Genomic DNA, 16,736 nt, shown 5'->3' with positions numbered 1-16,736 from the left:
CCCTTTTAATTTTTGTAAACCGTACTGTTTTTGACCGATAAGAAAAATATAATAATTCATTTTTGCAAAAGCTTCAAAGAAAAACATTTCCCGTTCATGACCTGACAAATAAGCAGCCAGTTTTTATCAGTATCAGGTAAACTTTATTGCCGTCAGCATGTCATTCACATGCGGCACGCGGGCGGAGGATTTTTTCTTTCCTGTTTCCCCGTGCGTTCTGTTTATGTTAAGATGCTTTAATTACTGACAAAAAGGTGCGTAACCATGATAAAAAAGACTGCGGCAGCCGCTTTCTGTCTTACCTTCGCCGTTTCCGCCCATGCCCTCACTCTGGATGAGGCGGTGAACAAGGCGCTTGCGAACAACCATGAAATAACAGAATACAGATACCTCACCGAACAGAAGGAGAATCAGGTCGGCACGGCGCGCTCACCTTTCCTCCCTCAGCTTGACGCCACATACGGCTACCAGCGCTCTAACGAGGATAATAAATACGGTCTGGATAAAAATCAGGCTTCGAGCGCTGATGTTACAGTCGGCTACAACCTCTTCAGAGGAGGAGCGGACACCCTTAACCTCAGAGCGGCGAAATCATCCCTTGAGGCTCAGAAGTTTATGGAAGAAAGCATTAAGTCCGATGTGGTTCTTGATGTAAAAAAGGCTTTTTTCAATATTCTTCAGGCAAAGAAGGATGTGGAAGCGGCAAAGGAGAGCGTTGCCCTGCTTGAAAGCCAGCTTAAGGACGCTCAGCTTAATTATGAAGTCGGTATTTCACCGAAGAATGAAGTGCTTAGGGTTGAGGCGGAGCTTGCCTCACAGAGGCAGGCGCTTTTGCAGGCTCAGAGCACGGAAAACACTGCTGTTTTCGAGCTTGAAAGGCTTGTAAACGAAAATATCCCCGCTGATGAAACTTATCAGGATTTTGCGGTTCCCGCCAATCAGGAGATGAACTCCCTGTCACTGTTTGACAGCCTGAAAGCCAACAGAAGCGAACTGAAATACGTCCGTGAGCTTGTAAAAGCGCAGAATTATACAGCAGATGCCACAAGACGGGGCGGACTGCCCTCCGTGAGCGTGTCGGCATCGTACAATTCATACGGTGATGATGCCAAACCCGCAGACAGGGAAACCTCATACGATGACGAAGTTATCTTCGGCGCTTCCGCCACGTGGAGCATTTTTGACGGCAATGCCCGCAGAAGCACCGCGGCAGCCGAAAAAGCTTACGCAATGTCACTGAAGCATCAGGAGCTTAAAACGACAGCCCAGATGAAATATCAGCTTGAAAACGCTCTTGAGCAGTATTCCCTCGCCACTGGCAGCCTCACAGTCGCCGAAAAAGAGGTGGAATCCGCTGAAGAGAACTACCGCATCACGGAAAACCAGTACAAACAGCGTGTAGCCACCGCCACAGACCTTCTTGATGCCCGTGTGATGCTCACCAGAGCGAGAAACAACTACAACAAGGCACTGTACGATATTTACAAAGCCATGGCTGAGATAGAAAGAGTTGTGGAACAGAAGGTGTTTTAAAAGATTCTTCATCAGGACAGGTCATTCTGAACACAGTGAAGAATCTCTCATCCAGCAATAAATCGGGATTCTTCGGCTAAAGCCTCAGAATGACCGGAATACCCTTACTGTATAACATCCCCGAGCTTGAAGATCGGCAGATACATTGCGATAATAACGAAGCCCACGGCTCCGCCCACAAAGAGCATAAGGAACGGTTCGATAAGTTTGGTAAGCCCTTCAACAGACCTGTCCACCTCATCGTCGTAAAAGTCGGCAATTTTCTGAAGCATCAAATCAAGAGAGCCTGTCTCCTCGCCCACGGAGATCATCTGGATAACCATTGACGGGAAAACACCGGATTTTTCAAGGGGTTCAACGATTGTTTTCCCTGACTCTATATCTCTCTTACTGTCCAGAAGCGCCTTTTCTATAACCTTATTCCCGCTGGTTTTCGCAACAATATCAAGGGCATCAAGGATTGAAACGCCGCTTGAGAGAAGGGTGCCGAATGTGCGTGAGAATTTCGCCACGGCAACCTTGCGTATCAGGTCTCCTATTTTCGGTATGCGCAGGAAGATCTGATCCATTTTGTAGCGTCCCGCGGGGGAGCGTTTATATGTAAGCTTCAACACCGTGAAAGATACAATTATACTCGCAAAGATAAGTCCGCCGCCATACCACTTGCTTAAAAAATCGCTTATTGATATGGCAAGCTGAGTAAGTGCGGGAAGCTCGCCGCCGAAGCCCTCGTACATTTCCTTGAACTTCGGAATAATAAAAACCATAAGTCCGTAAACAACCGCAACAGCAACTATCAGCACCACTGTGGGGTATGTCATAGCGGCTTTTACTTTTCTTTTGAGTGATATGGATTTTTCCAGATAGTTCGCAAGCCTTTCAAGGATAGAGTCCAGCAGACCGCCCGCCTCGCCTGCGGCGATCATATTCACGTACAGCTCACCGAAGTCGTTTTTATACCTGCCCAGAGCCTTGTTAAACTCTGAACCTGTCTCAATACCGCCTTTGACATCCATAAATATCTTGCGCATGCGCTTTTTGGATGCCTGAGTGGCTATAATATCCAGCGCCTTAACTATGGGCAGACCCGCATCAACCATAACGCTGAGCTGTCTGGTGGATATGAGCACGTCTTCGTCATTTATCTTTTCCGGCAGACCGATTTCAACCTTGCTGAGATCACGCTTGATCTCACGCACGGCTATTCTGCGGTTTTTCAGTATCTCTGTAGCCTGCTGCTTGTTATCAGCTTCTATTATACTTTGAATGGGCTGACCGCCGGGGTCTGTGCCTCTGTATTTGTAAACAGCCATGAGCCCTACCTTCTCTTTCTGGGTCCGCCTGCCCTGTCGATAAGCTGCCTTACCTCATCAGGGTAAACGGCGCGGTTAACCGCGTCTTCATATGTGATAAGCCCTCTGCTGTAGTTGTCAAACAGCGACTGACTCATGGTCTGCATGCCGTGTTCGGACTGACCGGACTGCATCATGGAGTAAACCTGATGAAGCTTGTCCTCCCTTATCAGGTTGCGTATGGCGGAGTTGGGAACCATAACCTCGCAGCACATGACACGCCCTTTGCCGTCTGCCCTCTGAATAAGCTGTTGGGAAATAACCCCCTCAAGAACGAAAGAGAGCTGCGCCCTTATCTGCGGCTGCTGATGCGGCGGGAAAACATCTATAATACGGTTGATTGTCTGTACGGCACTGTTGGTGTGGAGCGTTCCGAAGGTGAGGTGACCTGTCTCCGAAACGGTGAGAGCGGCTTCGATGGTTTCAAGGTCTCTCATCTCACCTATGAGAACAACGTCCGGATCCTGACGGAGAATATACTTAAGGGCATTGCGGAAGGATTTCGTATCCGCATGAAGCTCCCTCTGGTTCACAGTTGCCTTTTTATGGACATGCACATACTCTATAGGGTCTTCCACTGTCACTATATGCACGGGCTCTTCCGTGTTTATCTTGTCGACCATTGATGCCAGAGTGGTTGATTTACCGCTGCCCGTGGGACCTGTAACAAGAATCATCCCTCTGGGCTTATCGCAGAGAGATTTCACCACAGCGGGGAGATGAAGGTCTTCAAATGTGAGTATTTTATATGGAATCCGGCGGAAAGCGGCGGCTATCGCGCCCCTCTGCATGAAAAAATTCGCTCTGAAGCGGCTGACACCCTTGAGCCCGAAGGATAAGTCAAGCTCCCAGTCTTCCTCAAGTCTCTGCTTCTGCGCTTCGGTGAGGATGCTGTAGCAGAGCTGCTTTGTCTCATTCGGCTTCATTGGCTCGCCTTCGATTCTGACAAGGTCACCGCTGACACGGTATGTGGGCGGAGTGCCCACTGTTATGTGCATATCGCTGGCGTCAAGCTCCACCATTTTGGAAAGAAGTTCCTGAAGGCTGTACATTTCCTATCCTCCGAATCAGTCGGTGAAGGTGACTCGCACCACCTCTTCCACCGTGGTTATGCCGCTCTTTATCTTTTCAAGACCGCTGCGTCTTAATGATATCATACCGTCATTAAGCGCCGCCCGTTTAATTTCGCCCGCATTTGCTCCGCGGAGAATACATTCACGGATATTCTCGGTAATTTCCATGACCTCGTAAAACGCCACCCTGCCCTTGTAGCCTGTTCCGCCGCATTTTTCACAGCCTTTGCCCTTGTGCGGTTTAAAGGTTCCTATCTCTTCCTTTCTGAATCCTATGCTGAGGAGCGCTTCCGCAGGCAGATCGATCTCCTCTGAGCATGACTGGCATATCCTTCTGGCAAGCCTCTGCGCAAGTATAAGGTTTGTGGATGAAGCCACAAGGAAGGGCTCTATACCCATGTTGAGCAGTCTGTTTATCGTGCTGGGAGCATCATTCGTGTGGAGCGTGGAGAGAACGAGGTGACCGGTGAGCGCCGCCTTGATAGCTATCTCACCTGTTTCATAGTCCCTTATCTCACCAACCATGATTATGTCGGGGTCCTGACGGAGGAAAGATCGCAGGGACGCGGCGAAGTTGAGTCCTATCTCATCCTTCATCTGAACCTGATTCACGCCGAAAAGGTTATATTCCACCGGATCTTCCGCAGTCATGATATTAACATCTTCCTTGTTAAGCCGGCTCAGTGCCGAATAAAGCGTGGTTGACTTGCCGCTGCCCGTGGGTCCTGTCACCAGAACCATACCGTATGGGCTTTCTATGGCTTTTATCAGCCTGTCCAGAGATTCCCTTTCAAAACCGAGCTTCTCCATATCAAGCTGAAGATTGCTTTTATCCAGAAGACGTATAACCACCTTCTCACCGAAGAGAACAGGCAGGGTCGAAACCCTCATATCGATAGAGGCTTTACCTAATTTCAGCTTGATACGTCCGTCCTGCGGAAGTCTGCGTTCGGCTATGTCAAGGTCGGCGAGAATTTTGATACGGGAAATCACAGCGTCCTTAATGCTCTTCGGCGGGTTCAGCAGCTCCTGAAGAACACCGTCCACCCTGAGCCGGACACGGAACTCCTTCTCGTAAGGCTCTATGTGAATATCCGAAGCGCCCTTTTTCACAGCCTCGTGCATGATGTGGTTTACAAGCTTGACTATGGGGGTGTCTTCTATATCTCTGCGGAGCTGCTCAAGGGCTACGCTGTTCTCCTCCACAGTCTCAATTTCGAGATCGTCCATATCAAAATCGCCGATCTCCTTCATCAGGTCGGTTCTGCTCTCCTCATCCTTCTCCTGACGCCTGCGGATGAACTCGTTCATCATGGATTCCACAGTTACGTAAGGTTCCATGTTGAAGCCGGAGACAAAACGCAGCTCCTCAAGGGCGTATGCGTTGGAAGGGTCGGTTATGGCAACTTTGAGAGTTTTGCCCTGTCTGGAAAAGGGCACGACATTGTATTTTTTGCAGAGGTCTGTTGAGAGAGCGTCCGAAGCGGACTGATCTATTTCTATTTCGGAAATGTCTACATAAGGAACACCGTATTGCCGGCTGAGAAGCTTTGCTATGGAGAGCTCGTCCACATAGCCGAATTCAATAAGGATTGTACCGAGCCTGCCGCCTCTGCTGACCTGATGCTCAAGAGCCTTCTCAAGCTGCTCCTGAGTAATCAGATTTTCCTGAATTAGCATGCTGCCAAGCTTGGTACTTTTCCTGACGGTGTTCAATTAGCGGCTCCGCTCAGTTTTATTAGTTCCTTCATATCTATAAAGGCTTTTTTGCCCGTCCATATCTCAAACGCCTTATGCGCCTGATGCACCAGCATGGAAAACCCGTTTATCTTTTTACACCCGCTGGTTTCATAACATTTCAGAAACGGGGTAACCCACGGTTTGTACTGGAGGTCAATTGCCGCCGATGCGCATTTTATCCTGCTCATGTCGGTGAAAGACGAACCGTCCAGTCCGAGGGAAGTGGCGTTAATGACTGCATCGTATACGGCTTCCCTGCTGATGTAATTATAATCACATATTTCTGCATTGTCAAAATTAAGAAATTTCAAAATTCTTTCCGCTTTTGCCGTGTCTCTGTTAACAACGGTAAGTTTAATGTTTCTGAAATCTTTTAAACAGCAGAGAACAGCCTTCGCAGCACCACCGCAGCCCAGCATGAGCACTTTTGAGTCTGTAAAATCAAGTCCGTTTTCTGTCAGGGTTTCCGAAAAACCGTAAACATCGGTATTGAACCCTTTTTTTTGTCCGTTATCAAAAAGGATCGTATTCACGGCTCCGAGTTCGTCCGCAAGCGGATCAAGCTCATCCATAAAGCTTATGACGTCCTCTTTGTACGGAACAGTGACATTGACTCCCCTGAATTTGAACTGTTTCAGAGTTTCAAAGACCTCTGCAAGATTATCCCTCGAAGGTGTCTCAAGGCAGACATATCCGCCGTTTATTCCGGCGGATACAAGAAATCGGGAGTGGAGGGAGGGCGAAAGGGAGTGTGATAAAGGATTTCCGATCAAACCCAGATTAAGATACATTTTCAGAATCCGGTCTGTAATCTTTGTCAAAGGGTTCCAGTATTCCGGCGGAAATAATATATTTTACACCTTCTTCAACGGGAATTTTCAGTTCGATAAGCTCACATTTAGGAATAATAAGCACAAAACCGGAAGTAGGGTTCGGAGTGGTGGGGATGAACACGCTCACACAGTCCTGCCCTGTTGCCTTTGTGAAAAAATCGGAAGCGTCTTTGGTGATAAAACCCATGCTGTATATCCCTTTACGGGGATATTCCACAAGTACGACTTTCTTGAAGTTGTTCCCGCCCGCATTCTGGAAAGTATCCACAATCTGACGCATAATTCCGTACACGCTTTTTGCGAAAGGAATTTTGGATACAAAAGCCTCAAGCAGGTTAAAAAACTTTTTACCGACATAATGCTTTGCCACAAACCCTATGCACAAAATGGCAAGGAGAATGACCACAAACGAGAACGATTCCATTATGTATCTTGGGATTATCAGATCATACCTAACCACGAACATATCGAAGTAAGGCAGAAGAAAACCTGAGAACTTCTCAAATACGAAGCGAAGAAACCATACGGTTACCACTATGGGTAAGCATGATAAAATACCCGCTATGAAGGCGTTGCGCAAAAATATTCTGAATTTTTTCATAAAAAAGCATACGACAGGAAATAAAACTTGTCTAGACCTATTATAGTTCGTAAAAACCTACATCCATGTAGTTTTTTCTCACTCGCAGCCTGCACGGCAAAGCCGCTTGCTGCTCTCGCTCCGTTTGCGTTCCTCACATACGTTGCGGTACGCACTCTGCGGATACATCCGTGTATCTTTTTCGGCTTCGCTGCGCACGGCAGGCGGCGCGTCCTGCGCCTTTGCCTATTGTTCCTCTTTATAGCCGTGCTTAAAAATCTGACGTTCAAGCAGCCTGTCGTAACCGCTCCAGCCTGCCTCCTGAACCTCGTCCTTGTTGAAGATTGAGGAGAAGGTGTTTATTTTGGCATCTATATCATCAATGTGATGAAGAATAAGTGCTTCGATAGTCTTGGGCTTTTTTGGGGATCCGAATTCAAGGAAACCGTGATGGCTTGCTATCATGTGACACACGAGATCCTTAACCTCTTCGGGAAAGCCCTCAATCTTATCGGCAAGGTTTCTGAAAAGCATAATTCCCTGAATAAGATGCCCGAGAAGTTTCCCGCTGTCCGTATAGTCGAAGCCAAGCTTGGAATCAAGCTCAACTATTTTACCCATGTCATGAAAAAGCGCCCCGAAAAGCAGATGCTCAGTGTTTGCCTTTTCACCGTAATAATCGCCCATCAGTACGGCAAGCTTGGCGACACTCAGAGTGTGTTCGAGCAAGCCGTTGACATACGCATGGTGAACCGCCTTCGCGGCAGGACTTTTCTTAAATTTATCAACAACTTTTTCATCTGAGAAAAACAAATTAATAAAGGTTTTCAGATAATCGGTCTTAACCCTCTCGTCAAGAAGATCCTTAAGTTCCTTCAGCAGCTTGTCAGCATCAAGCCCGCTTGTGGGAAGAAAGAGTGACGGATCAGCATTCTCCTTTTTTTCCATCATGGTGATTTTAAGCTGAGTCTGCCCTGCGTACTGCTGAAGAACGCCCTCCACAGTAACCACGTCACCGCCTGACGGCTCAAAAGCCAGTCTGCTGCTGTCAAACATGATACCGTTGTGTCTCGTTCCTTCACTGTCGTTCAGCACAAGACGAAGGAAGGGTTTGCCGTCTCTTGTCACATTCTTGTTTATGTCAGTGAGCATAAAGTCTTTCTTAAGAGTAAGTTCCATTATTTACCGCCTACAGTTATCAAAGGAATACGCAGAGTCGGCTGAGCATCGGAAACAGGTACGCCCTGCCCGCCCTTGCCGCAGGTTCCGATCCCGAAGCCGAGGTCGCTTCCCGTCATATCGATACTCTGCATCACTTCCGGTCCGTTGCCCATGAGAGTGGCGTTTTTGACCGGTCTGTCTATTTGTCCGTTTTTTATAATATAGCCTTCGGTTACCTCAAAAACGAAGTCCCCGTTGACTGTGTTTACCTGTCCGCCGCCCATATCCGCCACATAAATTCCGTTGTCCACGGATTTTATTATCTCTTCCGGCTTGGTGCTTCCGGAAGAAATGAATGTGTTTGTCATGCGCACTATGGGTTTATGTCTGTAACTTTCACGCCTGCCGTTTCCTGTGGGAGTTCCGCCGTTTTTGAGAGCGTACAGCCTGTCACGCATATAGCTTTTCAGTATGCCGTTTTCGATGAGTACATTCCTGCGGGCATCAGTTCCTTCATCATCAAAGGGAATATAGCCCCGTTTAGGCTTGAGGGTTCCGTCGTCTATCACGCTGATGATCCGATTCGCCACCTGAGTGCCTGTTTTATCTTCGTAAACGCTCATGCCCTCTTCCGCCAGATCAGCCTCAAGCCCGTGCCCCACAGCCTCATGAACCATCGTTCCGCCCGCCTTTGAAGCAAGCACAACGGGCATTCTCCCTGCCGGAGCGTAATCAGCCTCAAGGTTGTTCATGGCTTTTCTCAGAGCTTCCTTCCCTACTGTCTCCGCATCAAAACAGTCCAGACCCTCAGCACCGAAAACACCGCCGAAAGATTCGTATCCCGTTTGAAGATCGTCTCCGTCCTTGGCGACTGCGTTTGCGTATATAGTTATGTATGAAAGCTTTTTGGTTTTATCATCACCGATAGAGTTGATGATCCGCACGTCCCTGAAAACATCGCCGTAGAAAGCGCGCACCTGAACGACTCTCTTGTCCCCGTAAGCGGACCTGCTTACGGTTTCGGCTATTTTTATCTTATCCTGCAAGGCTATAGTCTCGCATGGTCTCTCAAATGCGTAAACAGGGGCAGAGCAGGTAAAGTCCAGCGTGCGCTCTGCGCCTTTTGCGCCCAGAGCGGTAAGCCCGTCTGCAATCTCATTCAGCACGGCGGGATCGGATGAGTTGGTGTATCCGTAGAATGTTCTGCCGTTTCTGATCAGCCTGAGCCCCACGCCTGAATCATCTTCAGAGGAGAGCGTGTCTATCTTGCCGTCCTCAAATACGATTATGCGTCTGAAGGAGCTTTCTATGAAAATATCCGCATAATCCCCGCATGAAGCGAGTTTTTTAAGTATGCGGGTGTAGTCCGGAGTTTTTACCAATTATCAACATCCTCACTGAATTCAGTCCTGACATCGGTAATGCCGATGCCTGATTTGTTCAGTTCTTCCAGTACCCTGAGCAGTTTTTCATAAACAGTGTCAGTAGAATAGATAACCACATTCCCCTTGGCGCTGTCCAGAGTGCGGACAATTCCCAGCCCCTCGTAAGAATCCACAAGGCTGTTCACCAGCAGGATGTTGTGCTTATCAATATGACACTTAACTTTTACGGTACGGGTCATCCGCAAATTCCATAAAAACTATTTCAACACCCTTAAGCTCGTCCTGAAGTTCTTTCACATCAAAGTTAAGGGCGTTTTCCAGATATATCTTTTTAAATCCCGCATCCATCACTTTCTCGGCAAATTTTGCGGGTGCTATGGACTGAAAATCTGTAACAAAAAAACCGCTCTCCTCAAAGAAGCCGGTGCTCCTCAGAAAAAGCCATTCCTCCTTTATAAATGATCTCTCCTTTGGGTTCAGAGCGGAAAGAACCCTGTTCAGCCCGCCATAGTAGAAAAGATCAAGTTTGGAGGACATGCCCCTGCATCTGAGCTCCGTAACGTTATAATCCAGAAAAGCGGGGAAAAGCCCTTTGTTATGCAGACCGACCTTAGCTTTATTCATTTTCACCCGCCGAGAGACTGTAGGTTTTTCTAACATTGTCCAGAATACCGTTAACAAGACCTGCCGCCGTTTCATCACCGAATTTCTTGGTGAGGGTGACAAAATCATCCAGAATCGCGAAATACGGGGATTTGCCGTCCAGAAGCTCAAACATGGCGACACGCATTATGTTCTTCTCTATTTCGCCCATGCGATCGAATGTCCAGCCGTTTTTGAGAAATTTTACAATCATGGCGTCGCTGTCCGCCGCTTTTGAGGCGGCACCGCGGAACAAGGACTCGGCAAATTCCTTCACATCGGTTTCGATTATTCCCAGAGGCTGCCAGAAGGTCAGCGGTATCTGAGTGGGGGCTTCGCCTGTCATGCTGTAGCGGTACATCATCTGAAATGCGTATTCGCGCGCCTTTGTACGTCCTGATTTATCAGCCAAGTTGGTTGTCCTTTATGAGATTAACAAGCTCAAGGGCTCCCATGGCACAGTCAGCGCCTTTGTTGCCGCTTTTTGTTCCGGCTCTTTCCACAGCCTGCTCTATGGTATCTGTCGTAAGTACACCGAAGATAACAGGCACACCCGTATCAAGAGAAACCTTGGCAACACCCTTGGAAACTTCTGCCGCAACAAAGTCAAAATGAGGCGTAGCGCCCCTGATAACAGCTCCGAGAGTGATAACAGCGTCATACTTTTTGGTGAGCGCAAGCTTCTGAGCCACAAAGGGGATCTCAAAAGCGCCGGGAACTTTGAACACAGCAATGTCGCTTTCGGCTGTGTTGTGCCTCACAAGAGCGTCAACAGCGCCGCCTATGAGCGCCTGAGTGATGAAATCATTGAAACGGGAAGCGACTATGGCAAATTTTAATCCTTTGCCGTCATATTTTCCTTCTATCGGTTTGATCATAGGGAACTCCTTAGATGTTAATTATATTTTATTCTAAATTCAAACGTTGCAAAATATGAGACTCTTCGCTCCGCACGGCATCACAAATCCAGTTTATGCCCCATTTTATCCTTTTTAGTAAACAGATATTTTTCGTTTTCGGGGTTGAGGTCGCTGTGGGTGCCCACCCTTTCCACCACTTCAAGCCCGTAACCGGAGAGGCAGCGCATCTTCTTGGGATTGTTGGTGATCAGACGGATCTCCTTGATTCCCAGATGTCTGAGAATCTGTGCGCCGAAACCGTAGTCACGCAAATCTTCATTGAAGCCCAGATGAATATTTGCCTCTATGGTGTCAAGCCCTTCATCCTGAAGATGGTAAGCGTTGATTTTGTTAAGGATGCCTATCCCCCGTCCTTCCTGAAACAGGTAGAGAACAACGCCGCGCCCTTTTTCTTCCACAAGATCCATAGCCTCATGAAGCTGTGAGGCGCAGTCGCATCTTCTGGAGCCGAAAACATCCCCAGTAAGGCACTGTGAATGCACACGCACGAGCACGGGCTCATCGGTGGTTACATCCCCTTTCATAAGGACAACCGCCTCCTGACCGTCGGCAACGCTCCTGAAGCCGAGAATATTAAATTCGCCGGCATGGGTGGGAAGCCTTGCGACATTTGTTTCTTCGATAAGCTTTTCGTGCTCCATTCTGTATGATATGAGATCGGCTATAGTGATTATCTTAAGTCCGTGTACTCCGGCAAATTCGTCAAGCTGAGGCATTCTTGCCATTGTGCCGTCATCGTTCATTATCTCGCAGATCACGCCTGCGGGCTTAAGTCCAGCCGCCTTCATCAGGTCAACGGAGCCTTCCGTCTGTCCGGCACGGACAAGCACGCCCCCCTGCCTTGCCCTCAGAGGGAAAACATGACCGGGTCTGGCGAGGTCTTTTGATGTGGACTTATCATCTATTGCGACTTTTACAGTGTGTGACCTGTCGAAAGCGGAAATACCTGTGGTTAAGCCTTCCTTCGCTTCGATTGACACGGTGAACGCCGTTCCGAAACGGGCTGTATTGCCGTCACCGCCCACCATAAGGTTAAGCCCCAGTCTGTCGCAGCGGTCTTCTGTCATGGCGAGGCAGATGAGCCCGCGTCCGAATTTCGCCATAAAGTTTATGGCTTCCGGAGTCACATATTCCGCAGCCAGAACAAGGTCGCCTTCGTTCTCCCTGTCCTCATCATCCACAAGGATAATCATTTTACCCTGTTTGAGATCTTCAATAGCCGCGTCTATTGTAGCTAAGTTTTTATATTTCATTTTCAGCACCTGAGACTTTATTGTTCGTGTTTGCCGTCCATGGAAACACTCACCACACGCTCGCGCCTTGTCAAACAAGGCTTCGCTCCGCACGGCGGATTTCCTTCCATGGAAATCTCTATTCTATTGTTCGTGTTTGCCGTCCATGGAAACACTCACCACACGCTCGCGCCTTGTCAAACAAGGCTTCGCTCCGCACGGCGGATTTCCTTCCATGGAAATCTCTATTTTATTGTTCGTGTTTGCCTTGGTAATCTTTATTTTACAGCATATCCAAAAGCGAAGTTATTCCTTTGGCTTCTTTTTTCATCAGCTTCTCAAGATAGCGTGCTATAACGTCCGCTTCAAGGTTTACTTTGTCGCCCCTTCGTTTATCAGAGAGGACAGTCTCCTTAAAGGTGTGCGGAATCACCGCCACATCAAACGTAAGCCCGTTAACCCACGCTACAGTAAGGCTTATCCCGTCCACGGAAACGGAGCCCTTTTCGGCTATATATTTATCCATCGCTTCGGGGAACCTTATCCGCAGCACATAGGAATCACCTTTCGGAGTCACTGAATCCACTGTTCCGAGCCCGTCCACATGTCCGCTGACTATATGCCCGCCGAGACGGGTGGAAAGAGTGAGTGCCCGCTCAAGATTAACACGGGTTCCGGCGGAGACCCCCGCCAGAGAAGTGCGTTTCAGCGTTTCATACGATATATCCGCACTGAAGCTGCCGCCATCGATCTCAGTCGCGGTGAGGCATACACCGTTTACCGCTATGGAATCGCCGATTTTCGAGCCGTCAAGCACCTTAGAGCACCTGATTCTGATTACGGCGGAATTTCCTTTTATGTTCAGGGCATCGATCTTCCCTGTTTCCTCTATAATCCCCGTGAACATCTGTTCCTCAGTTTTTCGGTTAAATCCAGCACATGCCTGCGGTAGTCCGCAAAGCGTCCGCTGATGAGTATATCGTTTTCAAAGTGTCTTATGTCCGTCTCCAGCATCTCTTTTGCGCCGCTGACAAGTTCGACACCTTTTCCGGTTACGGTCATAACAGCATCACGCCCGCCGATTATTTTCGGCGCTATGACAAAATAGCCTTTATCCACAAGATCCGCATCAAAAAAAGAGCCCGCAGTCTCCCCGCCGCCTTCGATAAGTATGTTCATTATTTTCATTTCAATAAGTTTTCCTGAAAGCTCACGCAGGTCAAGACTCCCGTTGATGCAGGAAATCCCAAGCACATTAGCGCCTTTAGCACGCAGTCGGGAGGAAGCGGAGGTTTCTGCGCCCTTCTCAGTCACATAAATAAGCTTATCGGGGTTTTCCTCTAGTTTGCTCCCTTCGGGCATTCTGCCGTGAGGATCCAGCACTATTTTATAGGGATCGTTTTCGGAATGAACATCTCTCACTGTAAGCTGCGGATCGTCCTTTATCACTGTATTCACCCCAACCAGCACAGCGTCGGAAACACTCCGGAGATAATGGGCATAGGCCCTTGATGAAGAAGATGAGATCCATTTGGAGTCTTTTGTTCTGGTGGCGAGCTTGCCGTCTATGGATGTGGCTGTTTTCAGCGAATAATAAGGCAGACCGATAAGAATGCGTTTTGTAAAATCCTCAATGAGCGCCGCGCATAGCTCTTCACGGTAACCGAGAAAAACCTCAACCCCGTGCTCCATGAGAATATCAAGACCGTTTCCGGCATTTACCGGATTCGGATCCACAACACCCACAAAGACACGTTTTATCCCTGTTTCAATGATTTTATTGACGCAGGGAGGCGTTTTACCGTGATGGCTGCAAGGCTCGAGTGTAACATACAGATCCGCACCGCGCACTTCTCCGGCATCGGCAATCGCCATGACTTCGGCGTGTGCCTTGCCGTATTCAGTGTGCCAGCCGCGTCCGATTATTTTTCCGTCCCTGACAATGACGGCGCCGACTATCGGGTTGGTCTTCGTAAAGCCCTTTCCCGCCAGAGCGAGAGAGGCGCACTCATCCATTATATCAAGAGGATTTACGCTTAAACTCAATTCTGCTTTCCTCGCCTTTCATAATTCTGCTGATGTTTGTTCTGTGTTTATAGATCACAAAAGCGGCGATAACCACTGTAAATATTTTCAAAGATACTTCCGTGTCCATGAGAACAACAGAAGCGGCGAGCACTGCCGCAGCTGTGATGGAGCTTAAGGACACCATGCGGGAAATGTAAATCACCACGCCGAAAGCCACCGCCGCCACGCCCAGAGGAATCGGAGCCAGAGCGAGAAAAACACCCACGGCTGTCGCCACGCCTTTTCCGCCCTTGAAGTTGAGAAATACGGTGTATGTATGCCCCAGAACCACAAGCACCGCGGCGATAAGCACAACATCCGGATAAAGCATGCCCGTGATCCACACGGGGATGAAGCCCTTGAGCATATCTACGGCAAAAACAGCGGCAAAGCCCCATTTGCCAAGGATTCTGGCGGCGTTAGTAGCGCCCACGTTTCCGCTGCCGACCGTTCTGATGTCTATACCCTTCACCTTCTTCACCAAAAGATAGCCGGTGGGGATGGAGCCGATGAGATAACAAATAATAAGTAAAACAAATTTCATTTTACAAACACCTTATGAAGAAGTGAACGCTTCATGCCCACAGCGTCCGATTCGCAGACCTCGTGACAGCAGAAGCATTCTATACATTTATCTGTTTCTATGAAAAATTCCCCGTCCGTGCGAATCACCTCCACCGGACAGCTTGTTACGCACAGACGGCATTTTATACATTTTTCCGTTATAATGAAAGGCTTAACAAACACTCTGTCAGATACCCACGACTTAATAAACTCAGGCAGCACGGGAACCTTCTTGGAAACAGGTATTTTCACCCTGAATATACCCTCCGGCAAATCCGCCTGAATATCTGACGTGTCGTAGCCTGCCCGCTTGGCGCCAAGGGTGGTAAGACAGAAGTCCTCATCAAACCCCAGAAGACGGGTCACAGCCGCGTCCAGCGCCACGGCATCGTCTGATGCAGCCATAAGCCCCAGATGAACAGGTCTGCCCCTTGAGGGACCGTCGCCTTCATGGGCTGTTATGCCGTCAAGGAGATTCATAATCTTCCCTTCAAACATCGAAAAGAAATCGTAAATATTATAAGCCAGTTCCTTATCATCCGGATGCTCCCTGTGGTAACCGACCTTGGCGCTGCCGGGAACAAGCCCGAACATGTTCTTTACGCACAGTGTCAGCCCTGTGAGGGAGTGGGTTTTGAGCTTGGCTATATTTATTATTATATCAGCCTCATCGGCAGCGGTGGCATAAACACGCCCGTTTTTCATCCTCGGAGCGGAAGCCTCCATGCGGACTGTCCTTATGCTGTGTTTTTCACATATTTCAGTCATGCCCGTCTTTTTCAGGACAGTTTCATATTTGCCGAAGTTCGCTCCCGGGCTGTCACCGAGAAAAAGATCCGCCCTTGTGTATTTACGCAGAGCGGTTATCACGGCATCAGCAAAAAGCGGGTGCGTGGTGATTCCTCTTTCAGGCGGTGCCGCAAGGAGAAGATTCGGTTTGAGCAGAACTTTTCCCGCCTCCGCCAGCCTTCCTGCATGGAGGGAGAAAAATGAATCGATAAATGAAAGAACGGCGGGGTCGGAATACTCCGCTGCCGTGCTAAGGCTTACTTTTTTCATCAGACGGTTTGTAATAACCTCTGAAATATTCCCATGCTGAATACAGCGAGAATATCAGTGATATATAGACCAGTATTGTTCCCACGAGATGCACGTTCAAGCCGAAAAGACTGTTTTTGAATATGATACAGCCCACACCTGTCATCTGGAAGCCTGTTTTCCATTTTCCGGCGCCGCCCGCGGCTATTATAATCCCTTTGCTGGCTGCGAGGTTACGCAGAGCGCCCACGGCAAAATCACGGGTGAGGATTATCATCAGTATGAAGCCCTCAAGCCTGCCCATCTCTACGAGAGCGATCATGGTGGCTGCGACAAAAATCTTATCCGCCACAGGATCAAGGATTTTACCGAGGTCAGTAACCATGTTGTATTTTCTGGCTATGTAGCCGTCCACATAGTCAGTCGCGGCGAAAACAGTATACACCGCGCATGCGATCACGTTCAGCAGCGGCTTATCAAAATAGAGAAAAGCGAGAAAAACAGGAACTGAGATAATTCTCAGTGCCGTAAGAAGGTTAGCGGGGTTCAGCTCACGCTGGGCTTTATTCATAAAAACTTCCGTTATTTTTTAGTAACAGGGTGAATTATATACGTT

Annotated in this window: 18 protein-coding genes; 1 reads left to right on the top strand and 17 read right to left on the bottom strand. The window is 48.5% G+C overall.

Features of this window, described 5'->3' with window-relative positions; genetic code table 11:
- Window positions 1–264: 264 nt before the first annotated feature.
- Window positions 265–1,533: a TolC family protein gene (locus EP073_RS06535; protein ID WP_128466360.1), complete on the top strand. Its 1,269-nt coding sequence runs from the start codon at window positions 265–267 to the stop codon at window positions 1,531–1,533.
- A 104-nt stretch (window positions 1,534–1,637) separates the two neighbouring features.
- Here the strand turns inward: EP073_RS06535 and EP073_RS06530 are convergent, their stop codons facing one another.
- The 17 genes from EP073_RS06530 to pgsA form a co-directional block, all read right to left on the bottom strand.
- The gene (locus tag EP073_RS06530; RefSeq protein WP_128466359.1) at window positions 1,638–2,846 is read right to left on the bottom strand and encodes a type II secretion system F family protein; all 1,209 of its coding nucleotides are present in this window, start codon (window positions 2,844–2,846) and stop codon (window positions 1,638–1,640) included.
- 5 nt (window positions 2,847–2,851) lie between these two features.
- A complete protein-coding gene (locus EP073_RS06525) occupies window positions 2,852–3,937 on the bottom strand; it encodes a type IV pilus twitching motility protein PilT (RefSeq protein ID WP_128466358.1) in 1,086 nt (361 codons plus the stop codon).
- Between the two features lie 15 nt (window positions 3,938–3,952).
- Entirely contained in the window at window positions 3,953–5,638 is a 1,686-nt protein-coding gene (gene pilB / locus EP073_RS06520) for a type IV-A pilus assembly ATPase PilB (protein WP_128467777.1), read from the bottom strand.
- Between the two features lie 32 nt (window positions 5,639–5,670).
- Entirely contained in the window at window positions 5,671–6,489 is an 819-nt protein-coding gene (gene aroE, locus EP073_RS06515; RefSeq protein ID WP_128466357.1) for a shikimate dehydrogenase, read from the bottom strand.
- Window positions 6,479–7,132: a DUF502 domain-containing protein gene (locus EP073_RS06510; RefSeq protein ID WP_128466356.1), complete on the bottom strand. Its 654-nt coding sequence runs from the start codon at window positions 7,130–7,132 to the stop codon at window positions 6,479–6,481. Before EP073_RS06510 ends, aroE begins: the two co-directional genes overlap by 11 nt.
- Before the next feature lie 225 nt (window positions 7,133–7,357).
- Complete coding sequence (locus EP073_RS06505; RefSeq protein ID WP_128466355.1) at window positions 7,358–8,290, bottom strand: 3'-5' exoribonuclease YhaM family protein; 933 nt, start codon at window positions 8,288–8,290, stop codon at window positions 7,358–7,360.
- Window positions 8,290–9,654 carry a TldD/PmbA family protein gene (locus tag EP073_RS06500; protein ID WP_128466354.1) on the bottom strand — a complete coding sequence of 455 codons (1,365 nt, stop codon included), beginning with the start codon at window positions 9,652–9,654 and terminating at the stop codon, window positions 8,290–8,292. The genes EP073_RS06505 and EP073_RS06500 overlap by 1 nt, the downstream gene beginning before the upstream one ends.
- On the bottom strand, window positions 9,648–9,896 hold the full coding sequence (locus tag EP073_RS06495) for a DUF4911 domain-containing protein (RefSeq protein ID WP_128466353.1): 249 nt from the start codon (window positions 9,894–9,896) through the stop codon (window positions 9,648–9,650). The genes EP073_RS06500 and EP073_RS06495 overlap by 7 nt, the downstream gene beginning before the upstream one ends.
- Entirely contained in the window at window positions 9,874–10,281 is a 408-nt protein-coding gene (locus tag EP073_RS06490; protein WP_128466352.1) for a hypothetical protein, read from the bottom strand. Before EP073_RS06490 ends, EP073_RS06495 begins: the two co-directional genes overlap by 23 nt.
- A complete protein-coding gene (gene nusB, locus EP073_RS06485) occupies window positions 10,274–10,711 on the bottom strand; it encodes a transcription antitermination factor NusB (protein WP_128466351.1) in 438 nt (145 codons plus the stop codon). The genes EP073_RS06490 and nusB overlap by 8 nt, the downstream gene beginning before the upstream one ends.
- Window positions 10,704–11,174 carry a 6,7-dimethyl-8-ribityllumazine synthase gene (ribH, locus tag EP073_RS06480; RefSeq protein ID WP_128467776.1) on the bottom strand — a complete coding sequence of 157 codons (471 nt, stop codon included), beginning with the start codon at window positions 11,172–11,174 and terminating at the stop codon, window positions 10,704–10,706. The genes nusB and ribH overlap by 8 nt, the downstream gene beginning before the upstream one ends.
- A gap of 83 nt (window positions 11,175–11,257) precedes the next feature.
- Window positions 11,258–12,472, bottom strand: a complete 1,215-nt coding sequence (locus EP073_RS06475) for a bifunctional 3,4-dihydroxy-2-butanone-4-phosphate synthase/GTP cyclohydrolase II (protein ID WP_128466350.1) — start codon at window positions 12,470–12,472, stop codon at window positions 11,258–11,260.
- Window positions 12,473–12,734: 262 nt separating this feature from the next.
- A complete protein-coding gene (locus EP073_RS06470) occupies window positions 12,735–13,358 on the bottom strand; it encodes a riboflavin synthase (RefSeq protein WP_128466349.1) in 624 nt (207 codons plus the stop codon).
- Entirely contained in the window at window positions 13,340–14,497 is a 1,158-nt protein-coding gene (ribD, locus tag EP073_RS06465; RefSeq protein WP_241654057.1) for a bifunctional diaminohydroxyphosphoribosylaminopyrimidine deaminase/5-amino-6-(5-phosphoribosylamino)uracil reductase RibD, read from the bottom strand. The genes EP073_RS06470 and ribD overlap by 19 nt, the downstream gene beginning before the upstream one ends.
- Window positions 14,472–15,062, bottom strand: coding sequence for a glycerol-3-phosphate 1-O-acyltransferase PlsY (plsY, locus tag EP073_RS06460; RefSeq protein ID WP_128466348.1), 591 nt, complete (start codon window positions 15,060–15,062; stop codon window positions 14,472–14,474). The genes ribD and plsY overlap by 26 nt, the downstream gene beginning before the upstream one ends.
- Window positions 15,059–16,141: a DUF362 domain-containing protein gene (locus EP073_RS06455; RefSeq protein WP_128466347.1), complete on the bottom strand. Its 1,083-nt coding sequence runs from the start codon at window positions 16,139–16,141 to the stop codon at window positions 15,059–15,061. The genes plsY and EP073_RS06455 overlap by 4 nt, the downstream gene beginning before the upstream one ends.
- On the bottom strand, window positions 16,122–16,691 hold the full coding sequence (pgsA, locus tag EP073_RS06450; protein ID WP_128466346.1) for a CDP-diacylglycerol--glycerol-3-phosphate 3-phosphatidyltransferase: 570 nt from the start codon (window positions 16,689–16,691) through the stop codon (window positions 16,122–16,124). Before pgsA ends, EP073_RS06455 begins: the two co-directional genes overlap by 20 nt.
- Between the last annotated feature and the right edge of the window lie 45 nt (window positions 16,692–16,736).

The organism is Geovibrio thiophilus (assembly GCF_004087915.1).
Classification (GTDB): domain Bacteria; phylum Chrysiogenota; class Deferribacteres; order Deferribacterales; family Geovibrionaceae; genus Geovibrio; species Geovibrio thiophilus.
This window is presented reverse-complemented; position numbering and strand designations above follow the sequence as displayed.

Coding starts and splice junctions, on each gene's coding strand:
- EP073_RS06535 (WP_128466360.1), top strand. CDS start 265: ATGATAAAAAAGACTGCGGCAGCCGCTTTCTGTCTTACCTTCGCCGTT.
- EP073_RS06530 (WP_128466359.1), bottom strand. CDS start 2,846: ATGGCTGTTTACAAATACAGAGGCACAGACCCCGGCGGTCAGCCCATT.
- EP073_RS06525 (WP_128466358.1), bottom strand. CDS start 3,937: ATGTACAGCCTTCAGGAACTTCTTTCCAAAATGGTGGAGCTTGACGCC.
- pilB (WP_128467777.1), bottom strand. CDS start 5,638: ATGCTAATTCAGGAAAATCTGATTACTCAGGAGCAGCTTGAGAAGGCT.
- aroE (WP_128466357.1), bottom strand. CDS start 6,489: ATGTATCTTAATCTGGGTTTGATCGGAAATCCTTTATCACACTCCCTT.
- EP073_RS06510 (WP_128466356.1), bottom strand. CDS start 7,132: ATGAAAAAATTCAGAATATTTTTGCGCAACGCCTTCATAGCGGGTATT.
- EP073_RS06505 (WP_128466355.1), bottom strand. CDS start 8,290: ATGGAACTTACTCTTAAGAAAGACTTTATGCTCACTGACATAAACAAG.
- EP073_RS06495 (WP_128466353.1), bottom strand. CDS start 9,896: ATGACCCGTACCGTAAAAGTTAAGTGTCATATTGATAAGCACAACATC.
- EP073_RS06490 (WP_128466352.1), bottom strand. CDS start 10,281: ATGAATAAAGCTAAGGTCGGTCTGCATAACAAAGGGCTTTTCCCCGCT.
- EP073_RS06475 (WP_128466350.1), bottom strand. CDS start 12,472: ATGAAATATAAAAACTTAGCTACAATAGACGCGGCTATTGAAGATCTC.
- EP073_RS06470 (WP_128466349.1), bottom strand. CDS start 13,358: ATGTTCACGGGGATTATAGAGGAAACAGGGAAGATCGATGCCCTGAAC.
- plsY (WP_128466348.1), bottom strand. CDS start 15,062: ATGAAATTTGTTTTACTTATTATTTGTTATCTCATCGGCTCCATCCCC.
- EP073_RS06455 (WP_128466347.1), bottom strand. CDS start 16,141: ATGAAAAAAGTAAGCCTTAGCACGGCAGCGGAGTATTCCGACCCCGCC.
- pgsA (WP_128466346.1), bottom strand. CDS start 16,691: ATGAATAAAGCCCAGCGTGAGCTGAACCCCGCTAACCTTCTTACGGCA.